The sequence below is a fragment of the Bacillus sp. AFS031507 genome, from assembly GCF_002584635.1.
GTDB lineage: Bacteria > Bacillota > Bacilli > Bacillales > Cytobacillaceae > Neobacillus.
In genome coordinates this window covers 44,640-69,852 of the sequence record NZ_NUOW01000007.1, presented here as the reverse complement: position 1 = coordinate 69,852, position 25,213 = coordinate 44,640, and the positions used below count along the sequence as shown (strand labels likewise).

The following is a 25,213-nucleotide window of genomic DNA, read 5'->3' as shown; positions in this document are numbered from 1 at the left end:
GGGTGTCAGGCACCAATCGTTCTATAGCTCTAAAAGGGCACGGATTTGCTTTTTGACATTCTTTTTGGAGGAGTCATCCTCTAGGAAATCAGCCGGGTAATAGAGCTTGTGATCCGTTCTTCTTTTCCCCGAGATCGCATCAACGATCTCTGACTCTCTAGAAAGCTCCTTCAATTCCCCATTATGCATCAACAAATGAATCGGCAGCCGTTCCTCTTCCTCTCCAGGACGGTAGAAATCATACGGCAAATCCGACGAGGAATCGACAACTAAATAGTATTCAGGATCAATCCCTGCCTTTTTGAATAAGGAACCTAATTCGGCGAGCTTTTTGTATTCTTTCGCAGGATCAAATTCGGCATACTTAAATAGATTGCGATTCACAAACCGCCGGCAGAGGTCGCTTATAATCGGGTCAGTTTCCTCCTGCCAAATTTGAAAATAATATAAAATCACGGATTCATCTAATTTTAAATAGTCTTCTAAGGTTACTTTTTCATTGAAGATCGAAGTAAAGTGGATCGGTTCATATTTAAAAGAATAGTTTTCCTCAAATAATTGCTTGGCGCGGTGGAGAATTTTTGTCAAAATGACCTCCGCACTGCGCGACACCGGATGAAAATAGACCTGCCAATACATCTGGTAGCGGCTCATTATATAATCTTCCACCGCATGCATCCCGCTTTTTTTGATCACCACTTGATCCTCGCGCGGCCTCATCACCCGCAGGATCCGTTCCATATCAAACTGGCCATAGCTAACACCCGTAAAATAGGCATCTCGCTGCAAATAATCCATCCGGTCGGCATCAATTTGACTGGAAATAAGACTGACAACTAGCTTTTTCTCTGAAGTTTTCGCGATCACTTCGGCTACCTTTTCAGGAAAATTTTTACCAACCTTCAACAGGACCTTATTCACTTCGGTGTTCCCTAAAATAATCTTCCGTGTAAACTCCTCATGGTCAAAATCGAATACTTTTTCAAAGGAATGAGAAAACGGTCCGTGGCCGAGGTCATGGAGCAGGGCCGCGCATAGGGTCAACAGGCGTTCGTCATCGTTCCATTCCGGCCTTCCCGCAAACACATCATCAATGATGCGGCGGACAATTTCATAGACACCTAGTGAATGGTTGAAACGGCTGTGTTCTGCGCCGTGAAAGGTTAAAAAAGTAGTTCCGAGCTGTTTGATGCGCCGCAAGCGCTGAAACTCTTTTGTGCCAATTAAATCCCAGATGGCCAGGTCACGTACGTGGACGTAGCGGTGGACGGGGTCTTTAAATACTTTTTCTTCACTAAGCTTTTCCGCCGAATATGCCATAGACTTCCCTCTTCCTCGTATACTAGTTCCTGGCGCGTAGGGCTTCCAGAGCCCTACGCTTATATATTTCCTATTATATCCCAAAAACCGCCCAGTTTTCAGCAAATTTCTACAGGATTTTTCGACATTGATGGGAAAAAAAATCACCTAAGTTTATTGGACCGAGGCGACTATTTTATCTTTTTATTCACTTTTTCCATTAATTCCTCTTCCGTTAATGCGGCAACCGGGCGATTATTAACGAAGGCAAAGGTCTTTTTCCGGCCTGGTCCGCAATAGGATTGGCAGCCAATTTTTACTTCTGCATCCGGATCCAGTTCTTTCAACCGAGGGATTAATGTCTTCAAATTCACGGCCTGACAATCATCACAAACGCGAAATTCATTGGACATTTGTTACAACCCTTTCTTTTGTCACTCTCTATCTATATTTATCCAGTTTGGATTACTTAAAACAACCGATTAACTCCTATGGTATTTTACATTTTCTTGTTTTCGATTGCAAGTTGCAATCTTTACTAAACTCGTGAAAAAAATCTACTATCCTTGCAACCATTTTGGTATAAAGGCTCATAAACTTGTCCATCCTAAGACTAGAACTTTTAAAAACTCGTCAAGATACATTGGCGGGTTCATCAAAAAAATTATAATAGGGAGTTGAAAATATGAAAGTTCGTCAAGATGCATGGACAGATGAGAATGATTTGCTTTTAGCCGAGACGGTCCTTAGGCATGTAAGAGAAGGAAGTACCCAGCTGAACGCTTTTGAAGAAGTAGGCGACAAGCTTAATCGTACTTCTGCCGCGTGTGGGTTCAGATGGAATGCCGTCGTTCGCCACCGCTATGAAAAGGCACTACAGCTAGCTAAAAAGCAACGGAAACAAAGACAAAGAGTTTTAGGAAAAGAGCAGGGCGGCAAGAAGAAGCTGCTGTATAGTCCACCGCTCACGGGATCACCGGAGTTTGAAGCGATGCCAATGGAAGTTGAAATGCCGCTCGAAACTTCGTTTGAACTGCCAGATATGACGGCAGAAATGGCAGAAGAAAATTATGTAAAGCCTGCTGCTTCCGTCCAAACACAAGCGCCAGTTCAAGTACAGGCACCCGTTCAACCATCCGTCCAAACGTACCGCCAGGCAAATACCGCAGGGCTTTCGCTTGATTCGGTCATTACTTATTTGCAAAACTTCCATCATGCCAATCTGCAAAATGAAGCATTAAAAAGTGAGAATGAAAGATTGAAAAGAGAGCTGGCTGAGGTAAGGCGTCACAATGAAGAAATGTCAGCAAAAATCGCGGGGCTTGAGCAGAATACCGAAACCATTCAGGAAGATTACGAGACCTTAATGAAGATTATGAACCGCGCCCGCAAGCTTGTTTTATTTGAAGAAGAAGAAAGACCAGCGACTAAATTCAAAATGGACCGTAACGGGAATCTTGAAAAAGTAGCAGAATAAAGAAAAGCGGAAGAGCCCGTTTAGCGCACGACAGGACTGGAGCACTCCAACTGAGATAAAAGGAAAATAGAAAAGCGGAAGCGCCTTGTCCAGGGACGACAGGCATAAGACGAGCCGGCTTGAAGGTTGCTTTTTAACCTTCAGGACGGATTGGCTTATGACCCCGAGCCCCTAGGCGCTGAAGCTAGACAACACGGAGAGCGTTAGCGCATTCGTGCTTGACTTATCGTAGGGCGGAGGGCGAAGTACACTAGCCGTTGGGCTCTATAGCTAGACAGAAAACAGAGTTAATAGAATAGGGAGAAGAGCAAACGCACAACATCTCTTTGAATAAAAGCCGCAATTCCACTCGGGTGGGATTTGCGGCTTTTTACATGGCGGCGATTTTTTCATTACGATCAATGACCCTTTGATAATAACCGGGAAATAACCCCAGCTCATAGTCATTCAATGGCCCAGCATATAAAAATTCACTATTTTCCTTTAACTGGTTTAATAGACGGAGCATTACATCGCCGATAGTCAAATCGGTCCCAAGCAATTCCGCAAGTGATGCCATGACAGCAGGGACAATTTCCGGATAGGCAAATTTTGTTTCTTCCTCTTGTTTTGCTAGTTTGTAAAATTGCCTGACCAACTCGGCCCGTTTTTGACCGCTGCCATTCACACAAAGATAAATTTGGACAGCAACCCCTTTTTTAAGACGGCGCTGAGAGATACCGGCAAACTTTTTCCCATCGATACTCAGGTCGTAACTTCCTGGGCAATAAGAGCCGATAATTTCCCTGGCCTCAATCTGGTGCGGGAAGTCCGCAAACATGTTTTGAATGAGCTGCCACATCGTTTCATAGCCGCGATTAATATCAATTCCTTTTTCCGCTTCTGGAAAAATTAACGAAACGTTCAGGACGCCTTCATCCAGGACGACAGCGAGGCCGCCGGAATTTCTAACAATCGACTGATAGCCTTGCTCCTGAAGAAATTGAATGCCTGCTTGTAAAAATGGCAATTTGGTATCCTGGATGCCGAGGACGATGGTATTGTGGTGGACCCATGTCCGTGCGGTTGCCGGTGCCTGCCCCGATCCGACCGATGCACACAGGGTATCATCCGTTCCAAATGATTGTAATGCTTGAAAATGAATGCCAACAGCTGATTGATCGATGATTCGCCATTGCGGTTGATGTAGTAACCCTTCCATTTGAGTAACTCCTTACTGATTTGATAGGCTTATTTTAACAAAAAGAAGGAAAATAAAACAGATTGGACCTCGTTCGGTCACTGAAGCGGCTTTTCATTTACCGTTGGAGCCACTTTTCTTGACTGCATTCGGTAAATGTAACCCTCTTTCATTTACCGCTGACGCTCATTTTTCCTCTCTTCGGTAAATGTAACCCTCTTTCATTTACCGCCGATGCTCTTTTTTTCTCTCTTCGGTAAATGTAACCCTCTTTCATTTACCGCCGATGCTCTTTTTTCTCTCTTCGGTAAATGTAACCCTTTTTCATTTACCGCCGCGGCTCTTTTTTTCTCTCTTCGGTAAATGTAACCCTTTTTCATTTACCGCCGCGGCTCTTTTCGGTAAATACAGCGCTCTTCTTTTATCAATAAAATATTTACAATCACTAAAAAAGCCAGCCCACCACCCGTGGACCAGCCATTCTCAAACCTCTTATAATCCTTGCGCCGCCGTAATTAACGCCAGTTTGTAGACGTCTTCTTCATTACAACCGCGTGATAGATCGTTTACTGGTGCATTTAAGCCCTGTAAAATCGGTCCGACCGCTTCAAAGCCGCCTAAGCGCTGTGCAATTTTATAGCCGATATTTCCTGCTTCAAGGCTAGGAAAGATGAACACATTTGCATCCCCTTGCAGCGGTGAATTCGGTGCCTTACTTTTTGCAACAGACGGAACAAACGCTGCATCAAACTGAAACTCTCCGTCCAAGACAAGTGATGGGTCACGACGCTTGGCTTCTTCGACTGCCGCAGCCACTCGTTCCGTTTCCGGTGATTTTGCTGAACCCTTCGTCGAAAAACTGAGCATCGCAATGCGCGGTTCGATATCAAACATATTGGCTGTCTTCGCGCTTTCAATCGCAATTTCAGCTAAATCATTGCTGTCTGGTGAAATATTAATCGCACAATCGGCGAACACATACTTTTCATCCTCACGAACCATGATGAACACACCCGACGTTTTCTTGACGCCTTCTTTTGTCTTGATAATCTGTAACGCAGGGCGCACCGTATCCGCTGTGGAGTGGGCCGCACCGCTGACAAGGCCGTGTGCTTTATTTAAATAAACAAGCATCGTGCCGAAATAGTTTCCATCGAGCAAAATTTTCCGGGCATTCTCTTCGGTTACTTTCCCTTTGCGGCGGTCCACAAACGCAGCCACAAGTTCGTCCATGCCTGCAAAGCTCGCAGGGTCATAAATTTCCGCATCGTCGAGCGATACGCCAACCTCTGCCGCTTTGGCTTGAACCTGTTCGATGTTGCCAATCAAGATCGGTGTCATTAATTTTTCTGAAGCCAAACGACCTGCAGCTCTGACAATCCGTTCGTCTAATCCTTCTGGAAAAACGATTCTCAAATCACGTCCAGAAACTTTTTGCTTTAATCCCTCAAATAAATCACTCACGACTAAAATCCTCCCTTAATAAACCTACCTAATTAGCATACTTTACCTTTTTTAAATTTCAAGGTTATCACTCACACCAGCTAAAAGTTTATCTTTTCAAAAAATTACACTCTAGGTTTTAGAATTTACTTTTTCCCATAAAAATATCCATTTGCCTATTTAGAAAGGTTTATTCGCGCGCCACTGGGTCAAACTATGATATAGTAAGAATGTAAATAAGAAGAATGATTATTTAGGAGTGATTATAATGAGTGAAGCAGCAGTAACGCTTGATGGCTGGTATTGCCTCCATGATTTCCGTACCGTTGATTGGACAACTTGGAAAATGCTCCCTAGTGACGAGAGACAAGCAGCGATCCACGAGTTTTTAAGTCTAGTTGAGAAGTGGAATGCTACACAGGAACGTAAAGAAGGCAGCCATGCTTTATATACAATCGTTGGTCAAAAGGCAGATTTTATGATGATGATTCTGCGTCCAACAATGGAAGAACTAAACCAAATTGAAACCGAATTCAATAAAACAAGATTGGCTGAATTTACGATGCCTGCCCATTCGTATGTTTCAGTGGTCGAGTTAAGTAACTATTTACCTGCAGGTGAGGATCCATACCAAAATCCGCAAATTTTAGCCCGTCTGTACCCGACGCTGCCTAAAACCAAATATGTCTGCTTCTATCCAATGGATAAGAAACGCGAGGGCAACGATAACTGGTACATGCTGCCGATGGACGAGCGCAAAAGCTTGATGCGCAGTCACGGAATGATTGGTCGTACATACGCTGGTAAAGTAAAGCAAATTATCACGGGCTCCGTTGGTTTTGATGATTATGAATGGGGCGTTACTTTGTTTGCGGAGGATGTCCTTCAATTTAAAAAGCTTGTCTATGAAATGCGTTTTGATGAAGTAAGTGCTCGATACGGAGAATTCGGCTCATTCTTTGTTGGTAACCTGCTAGAAGAAGAACGCGTGGCTAATTTCTTACATGTTTAATTTATAAAAAGTTCTCAGCTTCGGCTGGGGACTTTTTTGCTGTTTCTCCCCCATTAGCTAGTCATATTCCGCTCCATGTGCTCATACTATTTAAACAGCGAGTCTAAGAAAGAACGCCACTAATCTCAAGTGGGAAAAGTTTATTTTTCTCCGTTGGAACATATTTGGGATTGAGGGAGTATTAATAGGATGTTGGGCCACTCGTTTAATTCACTTTTTAGGAGGGAAAAAGATGAATCAATACTACAATCCACAGGGATTTCAGCCTTATACTGGAGCGGCAGAGCAACAACAGAGAGTTCAAGGGATGCCGGGGGGCGGGCAAAGCTTTTATCCCGCACCTGGTGCACAAGGATTCCCACAATTTCCACCAGCCGGGGCAGGACCAGGGGCACCTTCAGGGCAAACACCAGGCCAGCTGCCAATTGAGCAGTCATACATCGAAAATATTTTACGCTTAAATAAAGGAAAATTGTGCACTGTGTTTGCCACCTTTGAGGGCAATAATAAATGGAATGCGAAAGAATTTACAGGGATTATTGAAGCGGCAGGAAGAGACCATGTGATCTTAAGCGACCCACAATCCGGGACACGTTGGCTTATCCCAATGGTTGCTGTCGATTATATTCAATTTCCAGAAGAAATCGAGTATGAATATCCATATGGCAGTTCCCCGCCAGCTACTTACCCGCCAAGATAAACGATTTTCTTGCGAACACCAATTGACCATCAATTGGTGTTTTATTTTTTCGAGGTAAAAAAAGGCATTGGGAGCGCCGCCACCCAATGCCTTACTTTCAATTACAGATGTTTAACCGCTCCAACCACCATAAGGATCCAGGCTGCTAAGAAGCATACCCCGCCGATTGGTGTAATCGCCCCTAAGATGCCAATCTTCGTCAAGCTCAATACATACAAACTGCCGCTAAAAAAGATAATACCGGCCAGCATTAACCATCCTGACCAGGTGAATTGCGGGCTGGCGGCGGCTACTTTACCAATCAGCAGCCCGATCATTAATATACCTATCGCGTGGAACATTTGATAGGTGACCCCTGTTTTCCAAATATCTAAATAATGTGCATCCAGTTTGTCTTTTAACCCATGTGCACCAAAGGCACCAAGTGCGACTGCTATAAAGGCATTGATGGCCCCTACAATAATAAATGCTTTCATCTATAAATCTCCCCCTCTGTTAAAAATCAAATAATGAATCCCCATTTGCTTCGTCTTCCATGTCGAGTTTCTTAGGCTGCTGTAATGTTGGTGCTTGTTGAACGATTGGTTGGTTCATTACAGGCTGTTGGTAAGCCTGGAACGAGATGGCAGGTTGAACTGCAGGCATTGGGGCCGCTGGAACCTCGCTTGTCAGTGACGGTTTTTCGTCTAGCAGCAACTCGCATAATATTTTAATAGAGTAAACTTTTTCCCGCAAGCTTTCTTCCTTCGTGCTGGTTTTAGCAAGCTTCAATTCTGCTTCTATTTTCGTTAATAGTTTTTGGACGGATATATTCACTTATCAAGCACCTCAAATTTCAGTCTCGTTTCTATTCTACATGAGTATGACCTTTTTTTCGAAAAATTAGCCCGAGAGATTGGCAGACACTTCGACATAATCTCCATTGTTTCACGTGAAACACCTCGAATGTTGACAAAGAAAAACCCGTACCACTAAAGGTACAGGTCATAGCTTACCCTAAGATCCGCTGGTAAATCGATTTGGCATGGGTCAAATCCTTTGTCCCGTGAATAAGGGCACGGCCATCTTGAAAAATAACGATCCGTTCTTCGCCCATTTCAACCGACACTAAATACGGGTTGCCCTTCACCACATATCCAAGTGTACTAAGTTGTCCAGCAAGACGTTCCAACGATATCTCCCCTTGGGTTGAAGGGCGGATTTGGACCGTGTCGCGGCCGCACAGGACCGTTGTTTTCGTCATATTTTCATGATCAAGATATGGATACGTCCGTTCCTCGCCGCACGACAAGCAGCCGGCAAACTTTGCCTTCGACATCTTTAAGCTTGTATATTGATTTCTCCATAAATCAAAGCTGACAAACGAAGTCCGCACCGCGTCCCAATCCTCGACTAACATCTTCATCGCTTCCGCTGTCTGATGGGCGATTACCATTTGCACGGCAGGAGAGATAATTCCGCCCGTATCACAGGTCATGCCCTGAAGCGGAATCGAGCGCAACAGGCAATTTAAACAGGGAGTTTTCCCTGGAATCATCGAAAACGTCATTCCAAAGCTGCCAACGCAGGCCCCATAGATCCACGGGACCTGGTATTTTTGTGAGACATCATTCATCGCCATCCGTGTTTCGAAATTATCCGTCGCATCTATCATCACATCGACACCAAGGATAAGTTCCTCGAGCAATTCAGGGGTGGCATCACCGATAATTGAAATCACTTCCACATCGGAGTTAATCGCACGCAAGCGTTTTTCTGCCGCCGCAGCCTTTGGAAGTTTCTCGGCGACATCTTCTTCGGTATAGAGCTGCTGGCGCTGCAGATTGCTGGCCTCAACATAATCTCGGTCAATTATCGTAATCTTGCCAACGCCGGCCCGGGTCAACACCTCCGCACTGCCTGACCCTAACGCCCCCGCGCCGATAATCAGTACATGCTTAGTGCTAATCTTAGCTTGTCCCTCCTTGCCAATCCCAGGAAAGAGGACCTGCCGTGAATACCGTTCGTTCATGATGATCAGCCCCCGCTTACAGGCGGAATAAAGGCAATTTCATCACCATCTCGAATGATTTCGTCGTTCGAGGCAAATTCTTCATTGACTGCAGTCATCACGGTGTCCATTTTCGGCAGGTTATATTTTGCCGATAACTCCGCTTTTAATTCTGCCACCGTTTTTCCACTGGCATCGACGGAAAGAAACTCTTCGCCGACCGCGTCACGTAAATGGGCAAAAAATAGCACCTTATTCATTTAAGTCACTCTCCTCGGGCTTGCCGCTTGGGTAGGCGACGGTTTCCAGCTGATTGCCCATCCATGCTTCGCCTTCCTCCCAATGCTCTTTCTTCCAGATCGGGACGATTTCTTTGATCCGTTCAATCGCATAGCGGTTGGCTTCATAGGCATCGGCACGGTGCGGCGTCGAGACAGCAATGACCACCGCTACATCCGTTATATCTAAACGGCCGACTCGGTGGGTGATCGCAACGCATGAACCTTCCCAGCGCTGTTCAATTTCCTGGCCAATTTGCTCAAGCTTCTTCACAGCCATCGCTTCGTATGCTTCATAGATTAAGAACAACGTTTTTTTACCCTTCGTTAATTCCCGTACGGTACCGATAAACGTCGTAATCGCACCGGCTTCGCGCTGGACCACCTTATCAATTACTGCTTGAATATCGATTGGTTCCTTTGATATTTGATACATCATCCTGATTACACCTCTACACCCAAGCACTTAGGCTCTGCATTTTCGACCACTTGGTAACCGCCAATTTTTTCGACTTGTTCTTTAAACTGTGCCGATTGGATTATTGCCATTAGCAGCTTGCCGCTTTCGCTCTCATAAAAGCCTCTCGTCATCAGCAAATCATATTCTTCATCAGCAACAGGCACAAAATCTAGGTCCATCGCCTTTGCGGCAGGATAAATCCCGAGACCTGCCCCGTGCGCATCACCGTTCACTTCCGCTGCTACCGCTAAATGAGAAAACATTTCCCGGTCATAACCGGTAATATCTTCTGGTGTCAGGCACCCTTCTTCGAGTAAAAGATCAAAGAGGATTCGGGTTCCCGCTCCTTTTTGACGGTTAACGTAATTCGCGTTCACACTGGCTAAGTCAGCCGCTGATTCAATGCCAAGCGGATTGCCCTTTGGAAGGATCCAGCCTTGCTTTCTTTTTAAAAATGGATACAGAACGACGTCTTGACCGGCTAATAGTTTGTTTATATAGGAGATATTATATTCTTTTGTACTTGGGTCAAGCAAATGAATACCCGCTACATGAGCCTCTCCTTTTCGAATCGCCATGATGCCTGCCATACTGCCGACATGCGAGGAGACAATTTTCATGTCGGTCCGCACCTGTTTTAATCGAGATGACAACAGGTCAATCGTCAAATCGTGGCTGCCGCAAAACACAATCGCCTGTTTGATTTCCTCAAGCGGGCGGAGCAGTTCTACTTCGGCTAGCTCCCCTTGTTCGTAACCAATAATGTTAGCTGGGACGATTAACAGGCCATCTGCCCTGACATATGACATCGTCACTCCTGCCGCTCTTGTCAGCGGATTGGCAACGAACTGTCCATTCACATAACCGATATTCATTCGTACGAAGTCCTCCGCACCCATGGACGAAACGATGCGGCGCCCTAGCTTGACGGTCACGGTCTGCCTTTTGGGTTCAGGGATTTGCAGATACTTGCAGATAAGCGGTCTGACAAACCACTCGAGCGCCAAATAAGCCGAGACTGGATAGCCCGGAACTCCGACAACAATCTTCCCATTTATTTTTCCTAAAATGACAGGTTTGCCTGGCCGTGCGGCGACCCCATGGGTAAAGACTTCGCCGATTTCGCCAATAATGTGGACCGTGTAGTCCTTCGAGCCTGCTGATGAACCCGCATTAATGACGATGATATCAGAGGTCTCAGCTGCTTCTAAAAGTACTTCTTTTATTTTTTCAGGCTCGTCCTTCACAATCGGAAGGAGGTTCGGTTCTCCGCCCCAATCCTTAATGAAGCCAGCAAATACAGAGCCATTAAATTCAATGATCTGTCCAGGTGCTAACTCAGCATTGGCTTCAACTAGTTCATTCCCGGTCGGAATAATCGTCACGACAGGCTTTTTTGAAACAGGAATGACGGTTTGCTGTCCTGCTAATAGGACACCTAAATCAGCTGGCCGGATGATATGCCCTTGTGGAAAAAGCATTTCCTCTTGAACCACGTCTTCGCCAATCGGACGAATATGCTGCCAAGGGGTTGCTGGCTCGATAATTTCAATCGTTTCCTCATCAGGACAATCGACATGCTCAATCATAATGACGGCGTTAAACGGTGAAGGGATCGCGTTCCCCGTATCAACATAACAAAATTCTTCGCCCCGTTTCAGACGAAGTGGATTTTGCTCATGGGCTGTATAGGTATTTTCAGCAATGACCGCAATTCCATCCATTGCGCTGGCATGGTAATGCGGCATTGAGACCCTTGCAAAAATGGGTTCAGCTGTCACACGGCCCAAGGAGGTAATCGTTGAGATTTCTTCCTTTTCAGGGGTCAGCCTAAAAGCCGCAAGAATTTCTTCTCTAGCTTGTGCTCGGGGTTTATCTTCTAAATATATTTTTCGTTTAAAGTTCTTATAATTCACTGCTTAGCCCCCCTTATCGTGATGCCATCACAGGTACGTATTCTCCCTGTGAAATTCCCTCTTTTTCTGAACTAATCTCAACAATTCCATCGCTTTTGACCAAGGTTGTAATTAAACCGGACTTGCCAATAATCGGCTCAGCCCACCATTCCCCTTCTTTTTCAAATAAACGGACCCGAATATAATCAGACCGTCCTGGTGAGGAAGGAATATTTTTTGTGATTCTAGCAAAAATACGCTCCGGTTTCCGCCGCGAGTCCTCGCCCTTTAATTTTCGTAAAATTTGCTCGCCAAACAGCTTAAAGATAATCATCGCGGAGGCTGGATGACCTGGCAGTCCTATCACTGGTTTCCCATTAGCCATTGCCAAAATCGTCGGTTTCCCCGGCTTAATCGAAATACCGTGGACAAATACTCCCGGGGCGCCTAAAGACTGGATGACATCCGTGGTATAATCCTTTGCGCCGACCGAGCTTCCGCCGGAAAGGATTAAACAATCTACCTGCTGATAGAGTTCACGGGCCTTTTGTTTAAACTCCTCAAAATCATCACGGACAATGCCGCCATATAAGACATCCACATTCCATTCGCTCGCTAATCCTGAAATCGTCAAATAGTTGATGTCGCGAATTTGCCCTTCTACTAAGGTTTCGGTTTGATAAGGAACAATTTCATCCCCCGACGAAAGGTAACCTACTTTTACTTTGCGGTAGACCGTTACAGTTGTAACCCCTAAAGAAGCGAGTGCCCCTAGTTCCTGTGGACGAAGTTTCGTGCCTGCCGTAAGAAGCGTTTCTCCTTTTTTAATATCTTCCCCGGCCCGAATCACGTTTTCTCCGGGTGCAATCTGCTTGTATGTATTTAATAGCGTATCGACATCTTCACAATGTTCAATCATGATAACGCTGTCACTTCCGATCGGAAGCATCCCGCCCGTTGGCACATAGACCGCTGTACCTGGGCCGGCTTGTGCAGTTGGAACCTCACCCATTTTCACTTCCCCTGTAACCGTAAGGAAGCCTGGCATGGATTCGGAAGAACCATACGTATCCTTGGCACGAACAGCATATCCATCCACCGTTGAACGATCAAAACTCGGCACATTTTCCTGCGCAATCACTGGTTCAGCAAGGATATAGTGAAGCGCCTCTTCGAGCACCCGTACTTCAGTTTGCTTGGTTGCCGGTATATTTTCCTCGATTAAGGCAAATGTTTCTTCTACTGTTTTTACTTTGAAAAATTGCATGGTTCTCTTTTTCCCCCTTATACTTCCTTGTTCTGCTCGTTAAAGCGGGAAAAATCCGCTTCAGCCCACTTTTTGGCGTCTTCATACTCGTTTGGGTGATTCATATTAAAAAAGACTCGTTCTAAGTCCATACTGTCTGAGTGAAGATCTTTTTCTGTTACATATAAAACCTTTAAGTGATCGAGCAAATGCTTCATCCGGAGACGGTCCGCTTCAATCCTATGGGCAACCTCATCTGCCACCCTCTTTTGGAAAACGGCAAATAAAGGGTGCTGGACTCCATTAATGACGGGGATAACCGCATCATAATCACCGCATTTTTGAACGAGCAACTTTGCAAGTTCTCCTGAAACAAATGGCATATCACAAGCTACAATAAAATTCGTATCATATTTGGAAGACAGCAAGCCGGCATGAACCCCTGCAAGCGGTCCTTTATCTGGATAATAATCCAAGGCCATCTTCAATCCTAAAAATTGATAGTCTTCAGGATGATTGGTTACAAGAATTATATCATTAAAGGACAACTTTAGCGTATCGGCAATTCTCTCAATGTTGGTTTTTTCGTTTATTTTTAAAAGCGCTTTATTGGTGCCCATCCTGCTTGATTTTCCACCTGATAAAATAATAGCCGCTGCCTTCATCATTCGAGCACCCTCTTAATTCAAATCTTTTTCTCGCCCACCGCATGATAGCCATTTTCCTGTGCCACATAATCCAAGGATCGAGTGTAAATCTAGTAAGGCTGCTGATGGTTTTTCAATATATTGTCGTATATCAATAATTTTAATATAGCCATTACATTCTTCGCAAACCTGAATTTGCGATACCGCATCGCCTTCAGAAAACAAATATCCATATGTCCAATCGTCTAAGTTGTAATTTGTTAGCTGAAAAACGGCGATTTCGTAGAATTGCATTGAGATACTATTTCTTCTAAATCGATTTACCAAGTCTTGCACTCCAGTGAATTCTGTTAAATTTATAAAATTGTTCTATAATAAGTAGGAGGTTTTAGATACGAAGGAGGAATACATATGACGATCAAAAAGGTAATGACGATTGCGGGCTCTGATACAAGCGGCGGCGCAGGAATTCAAGCAGACTTAAAAACATTTCAGGAACTTGGCGTCTATGGAATGACGGCGCTGACATCGATTGTAACGATGGATCCGAAAAACAATTGGCACCATAACGTGTTTCCAATCGCGGTTGATACTCTTGAGACTCAACTAGAAACGATTCTTTCGGTGGGCATTGATGCAATGAAAACAGGCATGCTTGGTACGGTTGAAATTATCGAATTAGCGGCGCGAAAAATGGATGAAAATAAACTGGAGCGTGTCGTTATTGATCCGGTTATGGTTTGTAAAGGGGAAGATGAGGTTTTACATCCAGAAACGACCGATGCGATGCGCGAGTTCCTCTTACCACGCGCGCTAGTTGTTACCCCCAATTTGTTTGAAGCCGGACAGCTTGCAGGAATGAAGACTCCGCGTACTGTTGCGGAAATGAAGGAAGCGGCGGTAAAAATCCACGAGCAAGGGGCAAAATTCGTGTTGATTAAGGGCGGCGGCAAGCTCCAATCAGAAGAAAATGCGGTTGACCTGCTTTATGATGGAAAGGACTTTATGATGTATGAGTCTGAAAAGTTTGCAACTACCTACACGCACGGTGCAGGCTGTACCTACTCATCAGCGATTACCGCTGAATTAGCCAAAGGGAAATCCGTTTATGATGCTGTCGATGTCGCGAAAGAGTTTATTACAGCCGCCATCCAGCAAGGCTTCAAGCTAAACCAATATGTCGGTCCGACCTGGCATGGTGCCTACCGCAGTGCACTTTCAAAAACAGAGTACTGTGAAGATTGTGTTGAATAACCATAGAGAAAAGAGCCGATCGATTGGTCGGCTCTTTCTTTTTGTGTCATCTTTTGGTGTCAGGCACCGTGATCCTCTCTTCATCGAGCATTGATTTCGCATTTTTTTCCTGATTCTAGTATGATAGTTACATTATTAATTAAAATAGACATTAGACTTAATCATTCTATTTATGAAGGGAAAGGAGGTTGCACTTTGGAACCTATTGATATGAAAGGCGCACAGGCTGCGATTACGAGCTTTGCCAATAAAGATGTCTACATTCACCTTGAAACGACAAACGGTGCCTATGCATCACATAACGACCAATCATTTTTTTCCGCTGGTGCATTCATCCGCAATGCGCTAGTCCGTTATGAATTAGGAAAAATAACAGGGAATGGCCCGTTTCGGGTTGGTTTGAAGATCAACCTTGGCTGGATTTATGCAGAAGGGATTACACATTACGAAATAGACGAAGACAATCACCTGCTGTTAGCCGGTCACGATAATGCAGGAAAACTAGCGGTTGCCTTGGAGATTTCCAGCACCCCTTTTGAATAGGCTGTGTAATACTTGCATGTTGATTTGCGCTCCAGGCGCGTGCGGTTCGCGGGCGGTCCGGGGAGCCTCCTCGGCCCCGTCCTCCCGCAGGAGTCTCGCGCTTTCCGCTCCAATCAACATGGCTAATATATCAACAATAACCATTAACACAGCCATTGATAATAGGCAAGGCCCGAAAGGAGAATGATTTATGGATAAAGAACGTCACCTCTTGGTCGTTTTTCCGCACCCTGATGATGAGGCATTTGGTGTGTCCGGGACGATTGCGACCCATGTACAGAACGGCACTCCTGTCACCTATGCGTGTTTAACCTTAGGAGAAATGGGACGCAACATGGGGAATCCCCCGTTTACCAATCGCGAAAACCTGCCGAAAATTAGGAAAGAGGAATTGAAGGAAGCGGCTCGGGTGTTGGGCATTCAAGACCTGCGCATGCTTGGATTCCGTGATAAAACGATTGAATTCGAAGACGAAGAGAAACTCGCCAATAAAATGTTAGCTTTGATTGAGGAAGTCAACCCTTCCCTTATTATTACCTTTTATCCAGGCTATTCCGTTCATCCTGACCATGATGCCACCGGTGCGGCGGTTGTACGGGCAGTTGGGAAGATGCCTGCTGCCGTGCGGCCAACCTTACACTGTGTAGCCTTTTCGAATAATTGTGTAGACGAAATTGGGGAACCAGACATCGTCAATGATATTAGCCCCGTCGCAGAAACAAAACTGGCTGCCATCCAAGCTCACCGGTCGCAAACCGAGCAGATGTTTATTGGTATGGAAGAGAAGTTGAAAAATCAAGACCCACAAATGATGAAGTGGATCAACAACGAACGATTCTGGACGTACAAATTTGATAAGTAAACGAAAAGCCCTTCGCAGCGAAGGGCTTTTTTCAATGCTAATTTTCCCGGTGCAGCAGTGTACAAAGCGTGCACCAATCCCGGATAATAATCTTCCTCGACTTCATATCAATAATCCCATCTTTTTTTAGCTTGGAAAAAACACGGCTTACGCTTTCTCTGTTCGTGCCAACGACGGTTGCAAACTCTTGCATCGTCAAGGGAATCTCAATATCCCATCTGTTTAGACCATTATTAAATTTATTTCCCAGGCGCTCTAATGTCCTCACTTTCTTCGCATATACATCGAGCAAGGCAATATCTCGTAATTGTGAGGTCATTTCCCGTAAGGCATCGCTCATATAACTGATCATTTGCATCGACAGCTCTGGGTGGTTGAATAAATCCCGTTCTAATTCCAACTTATCCAAAAAGAAGATCTTTCCATCCTGGAGCATAGTCGCTGTCGCTGGATAGTATTCTGTCCGCTTTGTAAACAAACAGGCCTCTGCAAACACATCCCCTTTTTGCTTCACACAGACAATAATTTCATTGCCATTCTCATCCTGCTTTGTCAGCTTAACAGCACCTGAATGAACAAAATACACCCCCTTGGCCACTTCCGCCTCAGAAATGATCTGTTCCCCCTTTTTCAACTCCAGCGTTTGAATCCTCTTTTCAATAATCGAAAGCGACTTTTGTGATAGATCCTTAAAAATAACAATTTTTCGAAGCAAATCCGTTTGTATTACTTCTTGATAGACTCCTAGATGCGGATCTTTTAAACAATCGACTCGATTCATCCTTCTCACCACCCCTTTATAGAACTCTACTTTTGATAAATACTTACCATCTATTGTAAACAACTCCATCCGCTGATGTAGTGACGAAATTCACAAAATGTTCATTGTTATAAAGCCAATTGAAACAATCGGTTTCACATAACGTTCAAAATCTACCAAAAAGGTGTGAGTTAGCTCACATTTTTCTCCCTCATGAGCGTTTAGGATGAAGATGTTCATTTTATATAAAAAGGGAGGAAAAAAAGTGAATAAAGCCATTATTAGTTTTGTAGTCTGTGCATTACTTGGCTTTGGACTTGGCTACTTAGTGTTTGGCGTGATCATGGGGGATTCCGAAAAACAGCCTCAGGTGGCACAAACAGAAACTACTGCTGCCAAAGAAGAAAGTACGGATGCAAAGGAAACAACAACCGTTTCAGCTAATGAGGATAACATCCTTAACAAGAAGGGCTGTCTTGGCTGTCACAGTGTTGAAGCATTAAATATTAAGGGCGGTGCCGTAGGACCGGACCTTTCCCAAGCGTTTACTAACGTGGAAGGGAAACATGGCAAGCCGATTGAAGAATTCCTGAAGGCGCCTACTTCTACCGTTATGTCAGGCGTTATTGGCAAAAATCCATTATCAGATGAAGAACGCAAGCAAGTGCTAGAACTACTTAAACAAGCTTCTGAAAAATAAAAAGGTGGTGTAATTAGATGAAAAAATGGATTCCGATTGCATCGGGTCTGCTTGCCGGGTTTGTTGCAGCAACGATCTCTTTTGCCGATTTCTCAGCAAAGACGAATACGGAAGCTTCTTCAAGCACTAAGAGCGATGCAGAAAAGGTGTATGTGCCATTCGGTCAAAAGGATGATTATTACCTATTTGCCTCTGGCGGTCACTCCGGCCAAATGTTTATTTATGGGGTTCCGTCGATGCGAAAAATTAGAACAATTCCTGTATTCTCTCAAGATTCCGCAACAGGATACGGTTTCGATGAGCATTCCAAAAAAATGATGGGCGACTATACATGGGGCGACCTTCACCATCCAGCCTTTTCAGAAACAAAGGGCGACTATGATGGAAAATATATGTTTGCTACTGATGTAGGAAACAGCCGTGCCGCCGTTGTAGACCTTAAAACATTTACGACGAAAGATATCATTCAAGTTCCGAACACTGCCGGCCCACACTGTGCAGCATTCGTGACAGAAAATACAGAGTACATGTTCCTGCCAACACGTTTCGCCGTTCCGCTTGGCCAGAAGTATGAATCTCTTGATGACTTCAGCACACAATACCGCGGTGTTATGTCTGCTGTAACCTTTAATGAAAAGAATCAAAAACTAGGTATTGCTTATCAAGTGGCACTTCCGCCATGGTCCTATGACCTATCTGATGCTGGTAAAAAAGAATCAGCTGATTGGGCGGTAATGACAACTTATAATACCGAAGAAGCGACTACTAATCTTGAAATTAACGCATCACAAGCTGATCGTGACTATATTGTTCTTTTTAACTGGAAAGAGCTTGCGAAAATGGTCAAGGAAGGCAAGTACGAAAATATTGGCGGTCAAAAAATGATTTTCCCTGAAAAACAAAAAGGCGGAATTTATTTAATTCCTGTCGCTAAATCACCACATGGTGTTGACGTCACACCAGATGGAAAGCAATTCATCGCTTCAGGAAAATTAGCACCGACAATGACTGTCTTCTCGTTTGAAAAAGCGTTTAAAGCGGTCGCAAACAAAGACTTCGCTGGTGAACGGAATGGGATTCCTATTCTTAATTACAAATCAGTGATGGAAAGAGAAGTAAACCCTGAAAACGCTTTAGGACCGCTTCACACTCAATTTGATGACAAAGGCATGGCCTATACAACGATGTTCATTTCTTCGGAAATCGTGAAATGGGATCCAAATACAGGTGAAACATTAGACCGTGTGCCTGTTCAATATTCCCCAGGACACTCTGTTGCCGCAGAAGGTGATACCGTTGCACCAGATGGAAAATGGATTATTGCTTTAAACAAGATTGCTAAAGACAGTTACTTGTCTGTCGGACCTTCCCATCCTGAGTCAATGCAATTGATTGATATCAGCGGTAAGATGAAGGTCATCCAATCTTCACCAGTAGACCCTGAACCGCACTATGCACAAATGATAAAAGCGGATAAGATTAAAACGATTAATGTATATCCTAAGGATGTCAAGAATAAGGAAGCCGTTTACAAGCAGAGTGATACGAAAATCGTCCGCAATGGCAACAAAGTTGACGTATACGGTATTGCGATGCGTTCGAAATTCATCTTTGATGCAAAAGCAAAACGACCAGACGTCATTGAAGTGAATGAAGGAGATCACGTCACCATCCATCTGACGAATATTGATTTCGATGAGGATATTACACACGGATTTGCCATCAACAGCTATAACTTAAACATGGAAGTTCAGCCTGGACAAACCAACACAATGGAATTTGTCGCGAATAAAGCGGGAACCTACCCACTTTATTGTACAAACTTCTGTTCTGCGCTCCACCAAGAAATGAACGGTTACTTCCTTGTAAAACCTAAGAAATAATATGTTGGAGATGGGTATCAATTAAATAGATTGATACCCATCCCTGTTTACAAATCTTATTATCGATAAAATCTAGTTGCAGCACCTAGCCCCTCTTTGGTCTAAGTCAATCCCTTAAGAAGGCAAAAAACGCCTTCTTGAAGGGCTTGCCTTATGCTTGTCGGGGCTGAGCAAGGCGCTTCCACTTTATAATAAAGGCGATGTTAACATGAAGGGTAAAACGAAAAAATTATCAGTGGTTTCTTCGATATTAATAGTTGTTTCAGCCATTTTGATGGTCATCTCATTATTTTTCCCGTGGTGGCAAATGATTTTCTTTGCTCCGCAATATCCAGAGGGACTAAATATCATTGTTTACCCAAATAAACTCGAGGGACAAATTGACATTGTTAATGGTCTCAACCACTATATCGGGATGGATAACTTTAGTGAAGAAAACTTCCCTGAATTGAGCTATCTTTCCTATCTTGTTGGTGGTTTAGCTATTCTTACCTTACTAACCGCCGTCTTTCGAAAAAAATCTATTCTTTATGGATTGATTGGCGTGTCTGTAATTGGCGGCTTACTTGGGGTGATTGACCTGCGGCAGGCACTTCATGATTTCGGAACAAATTTAAGCCCTGAAGCACCCATTAAAATAGATCCTTTTGTACCGCCGATTTTGGGACATAATACAGTAGCAAACTTTATTACCAACAGTGTGCTTGGCCCCGGTTCCTATATACTTATTGGAGCATTTATCCTGTTACTCATTCCGTTATGGAAGGATCGAAAGTAAATGAAAAAAACCGCGCTCTTATCTTTCATTTTTTCTCTATTTCTACTGATGAGCCCTGAGAAAAAGCTGGCCGCCGAAAATTTACAAGCAACCATCGACAGCCTGAAAGATGGGGCGGTATTACAGCTTGAAAACAAAACATATCAGGGCAATATTGTCATCAACAAAGCAATGACGATTATCGGCTCACCTAAAACCGTTATTAAGGGCGACGGAACGGGGAACGTCATTTCTATTAAAGCCCCTCATGTGAAGCTGAGCCATCTAACGGTAACGCATGGAAGTATGAACCGGAACTCTGCTGAGGAATACGCGGCCATCAAGATTTATACAAACAGCAACGTTGTCGAACATATCAACATCCGCGACTCCTTTCACGGCATATATTTAAGCCAGGCTCACGATAATACGATTCGTGCTAACCATATTAAGGGAATGGGCAAGGGCAAAATCGCCGAGCAGGGAAATGGAATTCACGTTTATTATGCAAATGATAATCTGCTTGAAAAGAATACGATTGAAGGCACCCGGGACGGGATGTTCTTTGAATATGCCAACAACAATCACAGCTATGAAAATAATATCAGCCAGACAAGATATGGACTGCATTACATGTATTCCGACGAAAACATTTTTATGAAAAATACCTTCACGATGAATACCGGCGGCGCAGCCATTATGAACTCCAATCATTTGAAGCTCGAGGATAATCAATTTATTGTTAACTACGGCAACCAATCATTTGGCCTATTACTCCTTCAAGCCAATGATAATTTTATCGCCAATAATACCTTTTACATGAACCAGCGTGGTTTGTATATCGATCAAGCGACAAGAAACGAATTTCGTCACAACAAAATCGTTCAAAACCAAATCGGAATTGAACTATGGGCGAGTTCCAATGATCAAGTATTTACATTAAACCAAATTTCCGAAAATACGATTCCTGCGGTAACTCTTGGCGGCAATAGTGAGAATAATTCCTGGAGCAAGGATGGCAAAGGGAATGACTGGGGCAGCGCGTTCCCGATCACTGATTTAAACCAAGACCGCATTGGGGATTTTTCAATAACCTATCGTTCATCTTTATATCAATTAATGGAGGACCAAGAATTATCCTATTTATTTTTAAAAAGTCCGGCCCTGAAAATATATGAAAAAATGAATGCCGCACTTACAAATGAAGCCATTATGTTTAATGACCCACACCCATTAACAGCGTCAAATAGAACACATACGAAAGCTATTTTCCTTATTGTCAGCTTACTAATTGTGGGGATTTTAATAAAGGGGAGACACCTACTATGCATTACATTTGGAAGGAATGGAAGGAAAATATAAGAGGAAAAGGGCTTTGGCTAAGTCTAAGCATTATTGTTCTCATTTCAATCGCGATTTTATTTCGTTCCTCGGCCCTTTCATTTGATAAAGGCTTTTATGTGCTCTTAATCAACTTGTTTGATACGATTATCTATTTTATTCCGATTCTATGCCTATTTATCGGGGCCTTCTCGATTTTTCAAGAAAAGGAACAAAAAACATTGATCATGCTGCTAACAAAGACAGACTCTTTCGGAAGCTTCCTAATTAAAAAAAGCCTTGGGCTTTATGCAGTCGTCCTTGTCCCGCTGATTACGTGGTTTTTCATCTATTTGTTTCTATTAAAATTTAATTTCCAACTCGATATAAAGGGCTATTTTATCTTTGTGGCAGCAATCGGTTGTATGAGTCTCGTCTTCCTGCAAATTGGTGCGGCCATCGGTAGTTTTAGCCGCTCGAGGATGCAGATTTTAGGGTTTACGATCTTCGTCTGGTTTTACTTTTTCTTCTTACATGATTTTATCTTGCTGTCGTTCTTACCTGATGTCACCTATGAAAATGTGAAACTATTTTCTTCCGTCTACTTTTTAAATCCGCTTCAAGCGATTCGAATGTTTCTAGAAACAGGCACGGGGGTATATTCCTTTGGCCATATGTCAAGGCTCTTACAAGCATTTATGTGGACGAAACCCGTATTCTTCCTGCTCGGAAATCTGTTGTTCTGGCTTATCACTTCGTTTTTAACAGCGATTGTTTTCAACCGTAAGGAGGGGTACGAATGATCAAAGTAACGAATTTAAACCAATCGTTTGGAAAAAAAAATGTCTTAGATTCCATCAATCTAGACATTAACCCAAACGAAATATGTGCCCTTGTTGGCCGCAATGGGGCCGGAAAATCAACGTTCATCAATAGTCTGCTTGGGTTACTGCCAGTGAAGCAAGGGGAAATTTTGATTAACGGGACTGCTGTTAACAAGAAAAATGTTGAATGGAAAAAGACGATTGCTTATTTGCCGGAAAAATTCATGCTATATCCGATGCTGACCGGTCTTGAAAATATCACTTTCTTTGCTGAAGCTGTGACCAAGACGGCCAACCAGGAACGGATCGAGCAGGTGCTACGCTCGGTCAGCTTGTGGGATGACCGTGATGTTCAAGTGAAGAAATATTCCAAAGGGATGCTGCAGCGCCTTGGTTTAGCAATCACCCTTTATCAGGATTCAAGCCTGCTCATTCTGGATGAACCGACGAGCGGCATCGACCCGCTCGGAAGAAAAGAAATTTTGGAGGTCCTTGGTTCCCTCCATGATAAAACGATTCTGCTGTCTTCCCACCATCTCGATGAAATCAAGCAGATTTGCACCCATGTTGCCTATTTGGACAATGGAAAAATGGAAAAGTTTACAGTAGATGAATTCTTACAAACTCATAATTTAGGAGGAATCAGTTCATGAAGACACGAATTATCTTTAGCTTGCTTCTGCTGATTGCCTTAATCACAGGATGCAGTTCAGGCCCTGACTATAAGGTAACAGTGACGAAGGACCTTTATTTCGTCAAGGACACAGCGATGCCATTTGAAATAAAAGTAACCGAAAACAACAAGGCCGTAAAAGGGCTCGATGTGTCTGCCCAATTATCAATGACCAATATGGACCATGGCAGCTATAATGTTAAGCTTGTGGAAGGCAAAAATGGGACCTACTCCGGCAAAGTGAACCTGCCGTTGGGCGGTAAATACGAGGCCGCGTTTACATTAGAAAAAGACGGCAAAAAGGCAGAGAAAGTCATCGATCTAAATGTGACCAAGCCAAAAGGTGTCGCCATCATCAACGGCGAATGGATTACCAATGAAAATGTCAGCTTCTATAAGTTTATTAACCAGTTACAGCTGGAAATCAACCGTGAGAGCTTGCAGAAAAAATACACGGGTAAACAGTTAGAGGAAGAATTGGCTTATTTAGATTCCCAGGAAAAAACACTTGAGGATAAAAATCAATTATTAACGCAAATTATCCGCCTTCGTGCGATGGCCTTACTGGCGGATGAAAAGGGCCATAAAGCTGCCGAGACTGAAGTGGATGCAGCCCTCCTCAAAGCGCGCGAACAATATAATCAGTTCGAATCCGCTAAAAAGCTAATCAATGAGTACGGCGCAGATAAATTTTGGGCAACGGAAAAACAGCAATATCGAATGATTGTCATGTCCCAGAAGGTCCAAAAGGACTTAATTGAAAAAGTCAAAAAAGAAAACCCAAAAGCCGGCGAACAAGAAATCTACTACCAAGCCCAAAAAGAATACGAAGAACTTCTCGTCTCCCAGGTGAATTCCTTAAAGATTGAGATACTCTAGAAATAGATGGGTGTCAGGCACCATGTGAAGAATTCACATGGTGCCTGACACCCTTTTCAGTTTATAAATCTCTTAATAACACACGATATAGTTTATCGTCTTTTTCATCAGGGTTTCCTCTGCCATCGGTGTTGTTGCTGACAAAGTAGAGGTAGTCGCCGTCGACATACAGGTCTCGGATTCGCCCCAGACTTGTAATAACGGGTCTGTTAATCATCTGACGCAATCCAAATTCGCGGACGGCATTGCCTCTTAATGTTGCTGCATAAAGCTTCCCATTCGCCGCAGCCAGCCCGGACGGTGCCCACGTTTCATCACCGGACTGATACAATGGGGTTACCATCCCCGCTTGCTGTTCCGCACCTTGAATTACCGGCCACCCATAATTCGCCCCTGGGGTAATCCGATTGATTTCATCATGAGCCGATGGACCGTGCTCACTTGCATATAAAGTCCCGCCAACCCACACTAATCCCTGTGGATTGCGATGTCCATAACTGTAGACATATGAGTTTGGAAAAGGGTTGTCCTCAGGAATCGTTCCATCTAAGTTCATTCGTAAAATTTTCCCATTTAACGTTTTCACATTCTGAGCCGTTTCCGGAGTGGTCGCATCACCTGTGGTGATGTACAGCATCCCATCCGGACCGATTTTCAGCCTGCCGCCGTGATGATAGGCAGCACTCGGAATCCGATCAAGCAGGATTTTCTCCTCGGACCACACAGAACCGTTCGTCCTTAGGACAATCACCCGATTAAATTGCCCCTTGCCATCATCACTATAGGTATAATAGGCGTAAGCCTTATGATTATCTTGAAACTGAGGATCAAGAACAAAGCCTAGCAGCCCCGCTTCAGCCGCCTTGGCAAGCGGCTTTTCTAAACGAACTGGCTGGCGTTCTATTTTACCGTTTTCCATCTTAACAATGTTTCCGGTTCGTTCGCTGATGTAGAAAGCTTGATTTACCCGGTCAATTGACCATGGCACTTGCAATTTTCCAGCCAAAACTTCTATATTTGGCTGATTGACAACGACCTCTTCCTCTTGGATTCTGTCGTCCTTTTCAAAAAGAGAACAGCCCGACAACAAGACAACCATCAGTAGTAAAATAGAACAAGCTTTATTCATTG

At 43.9% G+C, this 25,213-nt stretch carries 28 protein-coding genes; 13 read left to right on the top strand and 15 right to left on the bottom strand.

Annotated elements, in window-relative coordinates; all coding sequences use genetic code 11:
* Positions 1-21: 21 nt before the first annotated feature.
* Positions 22-1,320, bottom strand: a complete 1,299-nt coding sequence (locus tag COE25_RS08910; protein ID WP_098932358.1) for an HD domain-containing protein — start codon at positions 1,318-1,320, stop codon at positions 22-24.
* A 170-nt stretch (positions 1,321-1,490) separates the two neighbouring features.
* Entirely contained in the window at positions 1,491-1,712 is a 222-nt protein-coding gene (locus COE25_RS08905) for a YuzB family protein (RefSeq protein ID WP_066248771.1), read from the bottom strand.
* A 272-nt stretch (positions 1,713-1,984) separates the two neighbouring features.
* On the opposite strand from COE25_RS08905, the gene COE25_RS08900 reads away from it, so the two are divergent.
* Positions 1,985-2,776: an RsfA family transcriptional regulator gene (locus COE25_RS08900; protein ID WP_088084784.1), complete on the top strand. Its 792-nt coding sequence runs from the start codon at positions 1,985-1,987 to the stop codon at positions 2,774-2,776.
* A gap of 370 nt (positions 2,777-3,146) precedes the next feature.
* Here COE25_RS08900 and lipL read toward each other — a convergent pair whose 3' ends face one another.
* Both lipL and pta read right to left on the bottom strand, forming a co-directional pair.
* Positions 3,147-3,977, bottom strand: a complete 831-nt coding sequence (lipL, locus tag COE25_RS08895; protein ID WP_098932357.1) for an octanoyl-[GcvH]:protein N-octanoyltransferase — start codon at positions 3,975-3,977, stop codon at positions 3,147-3,149.
* Between the two features lie 471 nt (positions 3,978-4,448).
* Positions 4,449-5,420 (bottom strand): phosphate acetyltransferase, encoded by a 972-nt coding sequence (pta, locus tag COE25_RS08890; protein WP_098932356.1) that lies wholly within the window; start codon positions 5,418-5,420, stop codon positions 4,449-4,451.
* Between the two features lie 247 nt (positions 5,421-5,667).
* Between pta and hemQ the strand changes: the two genes are divergently transcribed.
* Together hemQ and gerQ are read left to right on the top strand one after the other, a co-directional pair.
* Positions 5,668-6,411, top strand: coding sequence for a hydrogen peroxide-dependent heme synthase (gene hemQ, locus COE25_RS08885; RefSeq protein ID WP_098932355.1), 744 nt, complete (start codon positions 5,668-5,670; stop codon positions 6,409-6,411).
* A 232-nt stretch (positions 6,412-6,643) separates the two neighbouring features.
* On the top strand, positions 6,644-7,111 hold the full coding sequence (gerQ, locus tag COE25_RS08880; protein ID WP_179195678.1) for a spore coat protein GerQ: 468 nt from the start codon (positions 6,644-6,646) through the stop codon (positions 7,109-7,111).
* Positions 7,112-7,212: 101 nt separating this feature from the next.
* Here gerQ and COE25_RS08875 read toward each other — a convergent pair whose 3' ends face one another.
* The 9 genes from COE25_RS08875 to COE25_RS30645 all read right to left on the bottom strand — a co-directional run bounded on the left by COE25_RS08875 (position 7,213) and on the right by COE25_RS30645 (position 13,954).
* Positions 7,213-7,587, bottom strand: coding sequence for a DUF423 domain-containing protein (locus COE25_RS08875; protein WP_088084788.1), 375 nt, complete (start codon positions 7,585-7,587; stop codon positions 7,213-7,215).
* 19 nt (positions 7,588-7,606) lie between these two features.
* Positions 7,607-7,927, bottom strand: a complete 321-nt coding sequence (locus tag COE25_RS08870) for a YwdI family protein (RefSeq protein ID WP_088084789.1) — start codon at positions 7,925-7,927, stop codon at positions 7,607-7,609.
* 175 nt (positions 7,928-8,102) lie between these two features.
* A complete protein-coding gene (locus COE25_RS08865; protein WP_088084790.1) occupies positions 8,103-9,122 on the bottom strand; it encodes a thiazole biosynthesis adenylyltransferase ThiF in 1,020 nt (339 codons plus the stop codon).
* 5 nt (positions 9,123-9,127) lie between these two features.
* The gene (gene moaD / locus COE25_RS08860; RefSeq protein ID WP_088084791.1) at positions 9,128-9,361 is read right to left on the bottom strand and encodes a molybdopterin converting factor subunit 1; all 234 of its coding nucleotides are present in this window, start codon (positions 9,359-9,361) and stop codon (positions 9,128-9,130) included.
* A complete protein-coding gene (locus COE25_RS08855) occupies positions 9,354-9,818 on the bottom strand; it encodes a molybdenum cofactor biosynthesis protein MoaE (protein WP_088084792.1) in 465 nt (154 codons plus the stop codon). Before COE25_RS08855 ends, moaD begins: the two co-directional genes overlap by 8 nt.
* Positions 9,819-9,823: 5 nt before the next feature.
* A complete protein-coding gene (locus COE25_RS08850) occupies positions 9,824-11,755 on the bottom strand; it encodes a molybdopterin biosynthesis protein (protein ID WP_098932354.1) in 1,932 nt (643 codons plus the stop codon).
* 13 nt (positions 11,756-11,768) lie between these two features.
* Positions 11,769-13,001 (bottom strand): molybdopterin molybdotransferase MoeA, encoded by a 1,233-nt coding sequence (locus tag COE25_RS08845; RefSeq protein WP_088084794.1) that lies wholly within the window; start codon positions 12,999-13,001, stop codon positions 11,769-11,771.
* 17 nt (positions 13,002-13,018) lie between these two features.
* Entirely contained in the window at positions 13,019-13,648 is a 630-nt protein-coding gene (gene mobA / locus COE25_RS08840; RefSeq protein WP_257208748.1) for a molybdenum cofactor guanylyltransferase, read from the bottom strand.
* 12 nt (positions 13,649-13,660) lie between these two features.
* On the bottom strand, positions 13,661-13,954 hold the full coding sequence (locus tag COE25_RS30645) for a hypothetical protein (RefSeq protein ID WP_180247464.1): 294 nt from the start codon (positions 13,952-13,954) through the stop codon (positions 13,661-13,663).
* A gap of 84 nt (positions 13,955-14,038) precedes the next feature.
* Between COE25_RS30645 and pdxK the strand changes: the two genes are divergently transcribed.
* From pdxK to bshB2, 3 genes are all read left to right on the top strand, one after another.
* Complete coding sequence (gene pdxK, locus COE25_RS08830; RefSeq protein ID WP_088084795.1) at positions 14,039-14,881, top strand: pyridoxine/pyridoxal/pyridoxamine kinase; 843 nt, start codon at positions 14,039-14,041, stop codon at positions 14,879-14,881.
* A gap of 210 nt (positions 14,882-15,091) precedes the next feature.
* On the top strand, positions 15,092-15,424 hold the full coding sequence (locus tag COE25_RS08825; protein WP_098932519.1) for a YojF family protein: 333 nt from the start codon (positions 15,092-15,094) through the stop codon (positions 15,422-15,424).
* A gap of 190 nt (positions 15,425-15,614) precedes the next feature.
* Positions 15,615-16,286 (top strand): bacillithiol biosynthesis deacetylase BshB2, encoded by a 672-nt coding sequence (bshB2, locus tag COE25_RS08820; RefSeq protein WP_098932353.1) that lies wholly within the window; start codon positions 15,615-15,617, stop codon positions 16,284-16,286.
* A gap of 37 nt (positions 16,287-16,323) precedes the next feature.
* On the opposite strand, the gene COE25_RS08815 is transcribed toward bshB2, so the two are convergent.
* The gene (locus COE25_RS08815) at positions 16,324-17,067 is read right to left on the bottom strand and encodes a Crp/Fnr family transcriptional regulator (RefSeq protein WP_098932352.1); all 744 of its coding nucleotides are present in this window, start codon (positions 17,065-17,067) and stop codon (positions 16,324-16,326) included.
* Between the two features lie 244 nt (positions 17,068-17,311).
* Between COE25_RS08815 and COE25_RS08810 the strand changes: the two genes are divergently transcribed.
* The 7 genes from COE25_RS08810 (at position 17,312) to COE25_RS08780 (ending at position 24,082) form a co-directional block, all read left to right on the top strand.
* On the top strand, positions 17,312-17,746 hold the full coding sequence (locus tag COE25_RS08810; RefSeq protein WP_098932518.1) for a c-type cytochrome: 435 nt from the start codon (positions 17,312-17,314) through the stop codon (positions 17,744-17,746).
* A 17-nt stretch (positions 17,747-17,763) separates the two neighbouring features.
* A complete protein-coding gene (gene nosZ / locus COE25_RS08805) occupies positions 17,764-19,629 on the top strand; it encodes a Sec-dependent nitrous-oxide reductase (protein WP_098932351.1) in 1,866 nt (621 codons plus the stop codon).
* Positions 19,630-19,837: 208 nt separating this feature from the next.
* Positions 19,838-20,407 carry a hypothetical protein gene (locus tag COE25_RS08800; RefSeq protein WP_098932350.1) on the top strand — a complete coding sequence of 190 codons (570 nt, stop codon included), beginning with the start codon at positions 19,838-19,840 and terminating at the stop codon, positions 20,405-20,407.
* Positions 20,408-21,748 carry a nitrous oxide reductase family maturation protein NosD gene (nosD, locus tag COE25_RS08795; RefSeq protein WP_098932349.1) on the top strand — a complete coding sequence of 447 codons (1,341 nt, stop codon included), beginning with the start codon at positions 20,408-20,410 and terminating at the stop codon, positions 21,746-21,748.
* Positions 21,712-22,509: an ABC transporter permease gene (locus tag COE25_RS08790; RefSeq protein WP_098932348.1), complete on the top strand. Its 798-nt coding sequence runs from the start codon at positions 21,712-21,714 to the stop codon at positions 22,507-22,509. The genes nosD and COE25_RS08790 overlap by 37 nt, the downstream gene beginning before the upstream one ends.
* On the top strand, positions 22,506-23,183 hold the full coding sequence (locus COE25_RS08785; RefSeq protein WP_098932347.1) for an ABC transporter ATP-binding protein: 678 nt from the start codon (positions 22,506-22,508) through the stop codon (positions 23,181-23,183). Before COE25_RS08790 ends, COE25_RS08785 begins: the two co-directional genes overlap by 4 nt.
* The gene (locus tag COE25_RS08780; RefSeq protein ID WP_098932346.1) at positions 23,180-24,082 is read left to right on the top strand and encodes a FixH family protein; all 903 of its coding nucleotides are present in this window, start codon (positions 23,180-23,182) and stop codon (positions 24,080-24,082) included. The genes COE25_RS08785 and COE25_RS08780 overlap by 4 nt, the downstream gene beginning before the upstream one ends.
* 61 nt (positions 24,083-24,143) lie before the next feature.
* Here the strand turns inward: COE25_RS08780 and COE25_RS08775 are convergent, their stop codons facing one another.
* Positions 24,144-25,211 carry a PQQ-dependent sugar dehydrogenase gene (locus COE25_RS08775; protein ID WP_098932345.1) on the bottom strand — a complete coding sequence of 356 codons (1,068 nt, stop codon included), beginning with the start codon at positions 25,209-25,211 and terminating at the stop codon, positions 24,144-24,146.
* Positions 25,212-25,213: the final 2 nt, after the last annotated feature.

What these genes read in the sequence shown, in the direction of transcription:
- COE25_RS08910 (WP_098932358.1), bottom strand. Translation starts at nt 1,320, where the DNA reads ATGGCATATTCGGCGGAAAAGCTTAGTGAAGAAAAAGTATTTAAAGAC.
- COE25_RS08905 (WP_066248771.1), bottom strand. Translation starts at nt 1,712, where the DNA reads ATGTCCAATGAATTTCGCGTTTGTGATGATTGTCAGGCCGTGAATTTG.
- COE25_RS08900 (WP_088084784.1), top strand. Translation starts at nt 1,985, where the DNA reads ATGAAAGTTCGTCAAGATGCATGGACAGATGAGAATGATTTGCTTTTA.
- lipL (WP_098932357.1), bottom strand. Translation starts at nt 3,977, where the DNA reads ATGGAAGGGTTACTACATCAACCGCAATGGCGAATCATCGATCAATCA.
- hemQ (WP_098932355.1), top strand. Translation starts at nt 5,668, where the DNA reads ATGAGTGAAGCAGCAGTAACGCTTGATGGCTGGTATTGCCTCCATGAT.
- gerQ (WP_179195678.1), top strand. Translation starts at nt 6,644, where the DNA reads ATGAATCAATACTACAATCCACAGGGATTTCAGCCTTATACTGGAGCG.
- COE25_RS08875 (WP_088084788.1), bottom strand. Translation starts at nt 7,587, where the DNA reads ATGAAAGCATTTATTATTGTAGGGGCCATCAATGCCTTTATAGCAGTC.
- COE25_RS08865 (WP_088084790.1), bottom strand. Translation starts at nt 9,122, where the DNA reads ATGAACGAACGGTATTCACGGCAGGTCCTCTTTCCTGGGATTGGCAAG.
- moaD (WP_088084791.1), bottom strand. Translation starts at nt 9,361, where the DNA reads ATGAATAAGGTGCTATTTTTTGCCCATTTACGTGACGCGGTCGGCGAA.
- COE25_RS08855 (WP_088084792.1), bottom strand. Translation starts at nt 9,818, where the DNA reads ATGATGTATCAAATATCAAAGGAACCAATCGATATTCAAGCAGTAATT.
- COE25_RS08845 (WP_088084794.1), bottom strand. Translation starts at nt 13,001, where the DNA reads ATGCAATTTTTCAAAGTAAAAACAGTAGAAGAAACATTTGCCTTAATC.
- mobA (WP_257208748.1), bottom strand. Translation starts at nt 13,648, where the DNA reads ATGATGAAGGCAGCGGCTATTATTTTATCAGGTGGAAAATCAAGCAGG.
- pdxK (WP_088084795.1), top strand. Translation starts at nt 14,039, where the DNA reads ATGACGATCAAAAAGGTAATGACGATTGCGGGCTCTGATACAAGCGGC.
- COE25_RS08825 (WP_098932519.1), top strand. Translation starts at nt 15,092, where the DNA reads ATGAAAGGCGCACAGGCTGCGATTACGAGCTTTGCCAATAAAGATGTC.
- bshB2 (WP_098932353.1), top strand. Translation starts at nt 15,615, where the DNA reads ATGGATAAAGAACGTCACCTCTTGGTCGTTTTTCCGCACCCTGATGAT.
- COE25_RS08815 (WP_098932352.1), bottom strand. Translation starts at nt 17,067, where the DNA reads ATGAATCGAGTCGATTGTTTAAAAGATCCGCATCTAGGAGTCTATCAA.
- nosZ (WP_098932351.1), top strand. Translation starts at nt 17,764, where the DNA reads ATGAAAAAATGGATTCCGATTGCATCGGGTCTGCTTGCCGGGTTTGTT.
- COE25_RS08800 (WP_098932350.1), top strand. Translation starts at nt 19,838, where the DNA reads ATGAAGGGTAAAACGAAAAAATTATCAGTGGTTTCTTCGATATTAATA.
- nosD (WP_098932349.1), top strand. Translation starts at nt 20,408, where the DNA reads ATGAAAAAAACCGCGCTCTTATCTTTCATTTTTTCTCTATTTCTACTG.
- COE25_RS08790 (WP_098932348.1), top strand. Translation starts at nt 21,712, where the DNA reads ATGCATTACATTTGGAAGGAATGGAAGGAAAATATAAGAGGAAAAGGG.
- COE25_RS08785 (WP_098932347.1), top strand. Translation starts at nt 22,506, where the DNA reads ATGATCAAAGTAACGAATTTAAACCAATCGTTTGGAAAAAAAAATGTC.
- COE25_RS08780 (WP_098932346.1), top strand. Translation starts at nt 23,180, where the DNA reads ATGAAGACACGAATTATCTTTAGCTTGCTTCTGCTGATTGCCTTAATC.
- COE25_RS08775 (WP_098932345.1), bottom strand. Translation starts at nt 25,211, where the DNA reads ATGAATAAAGCTTGTTCTATTTTACTACTGATGGTTGTCTTGTTGTCG.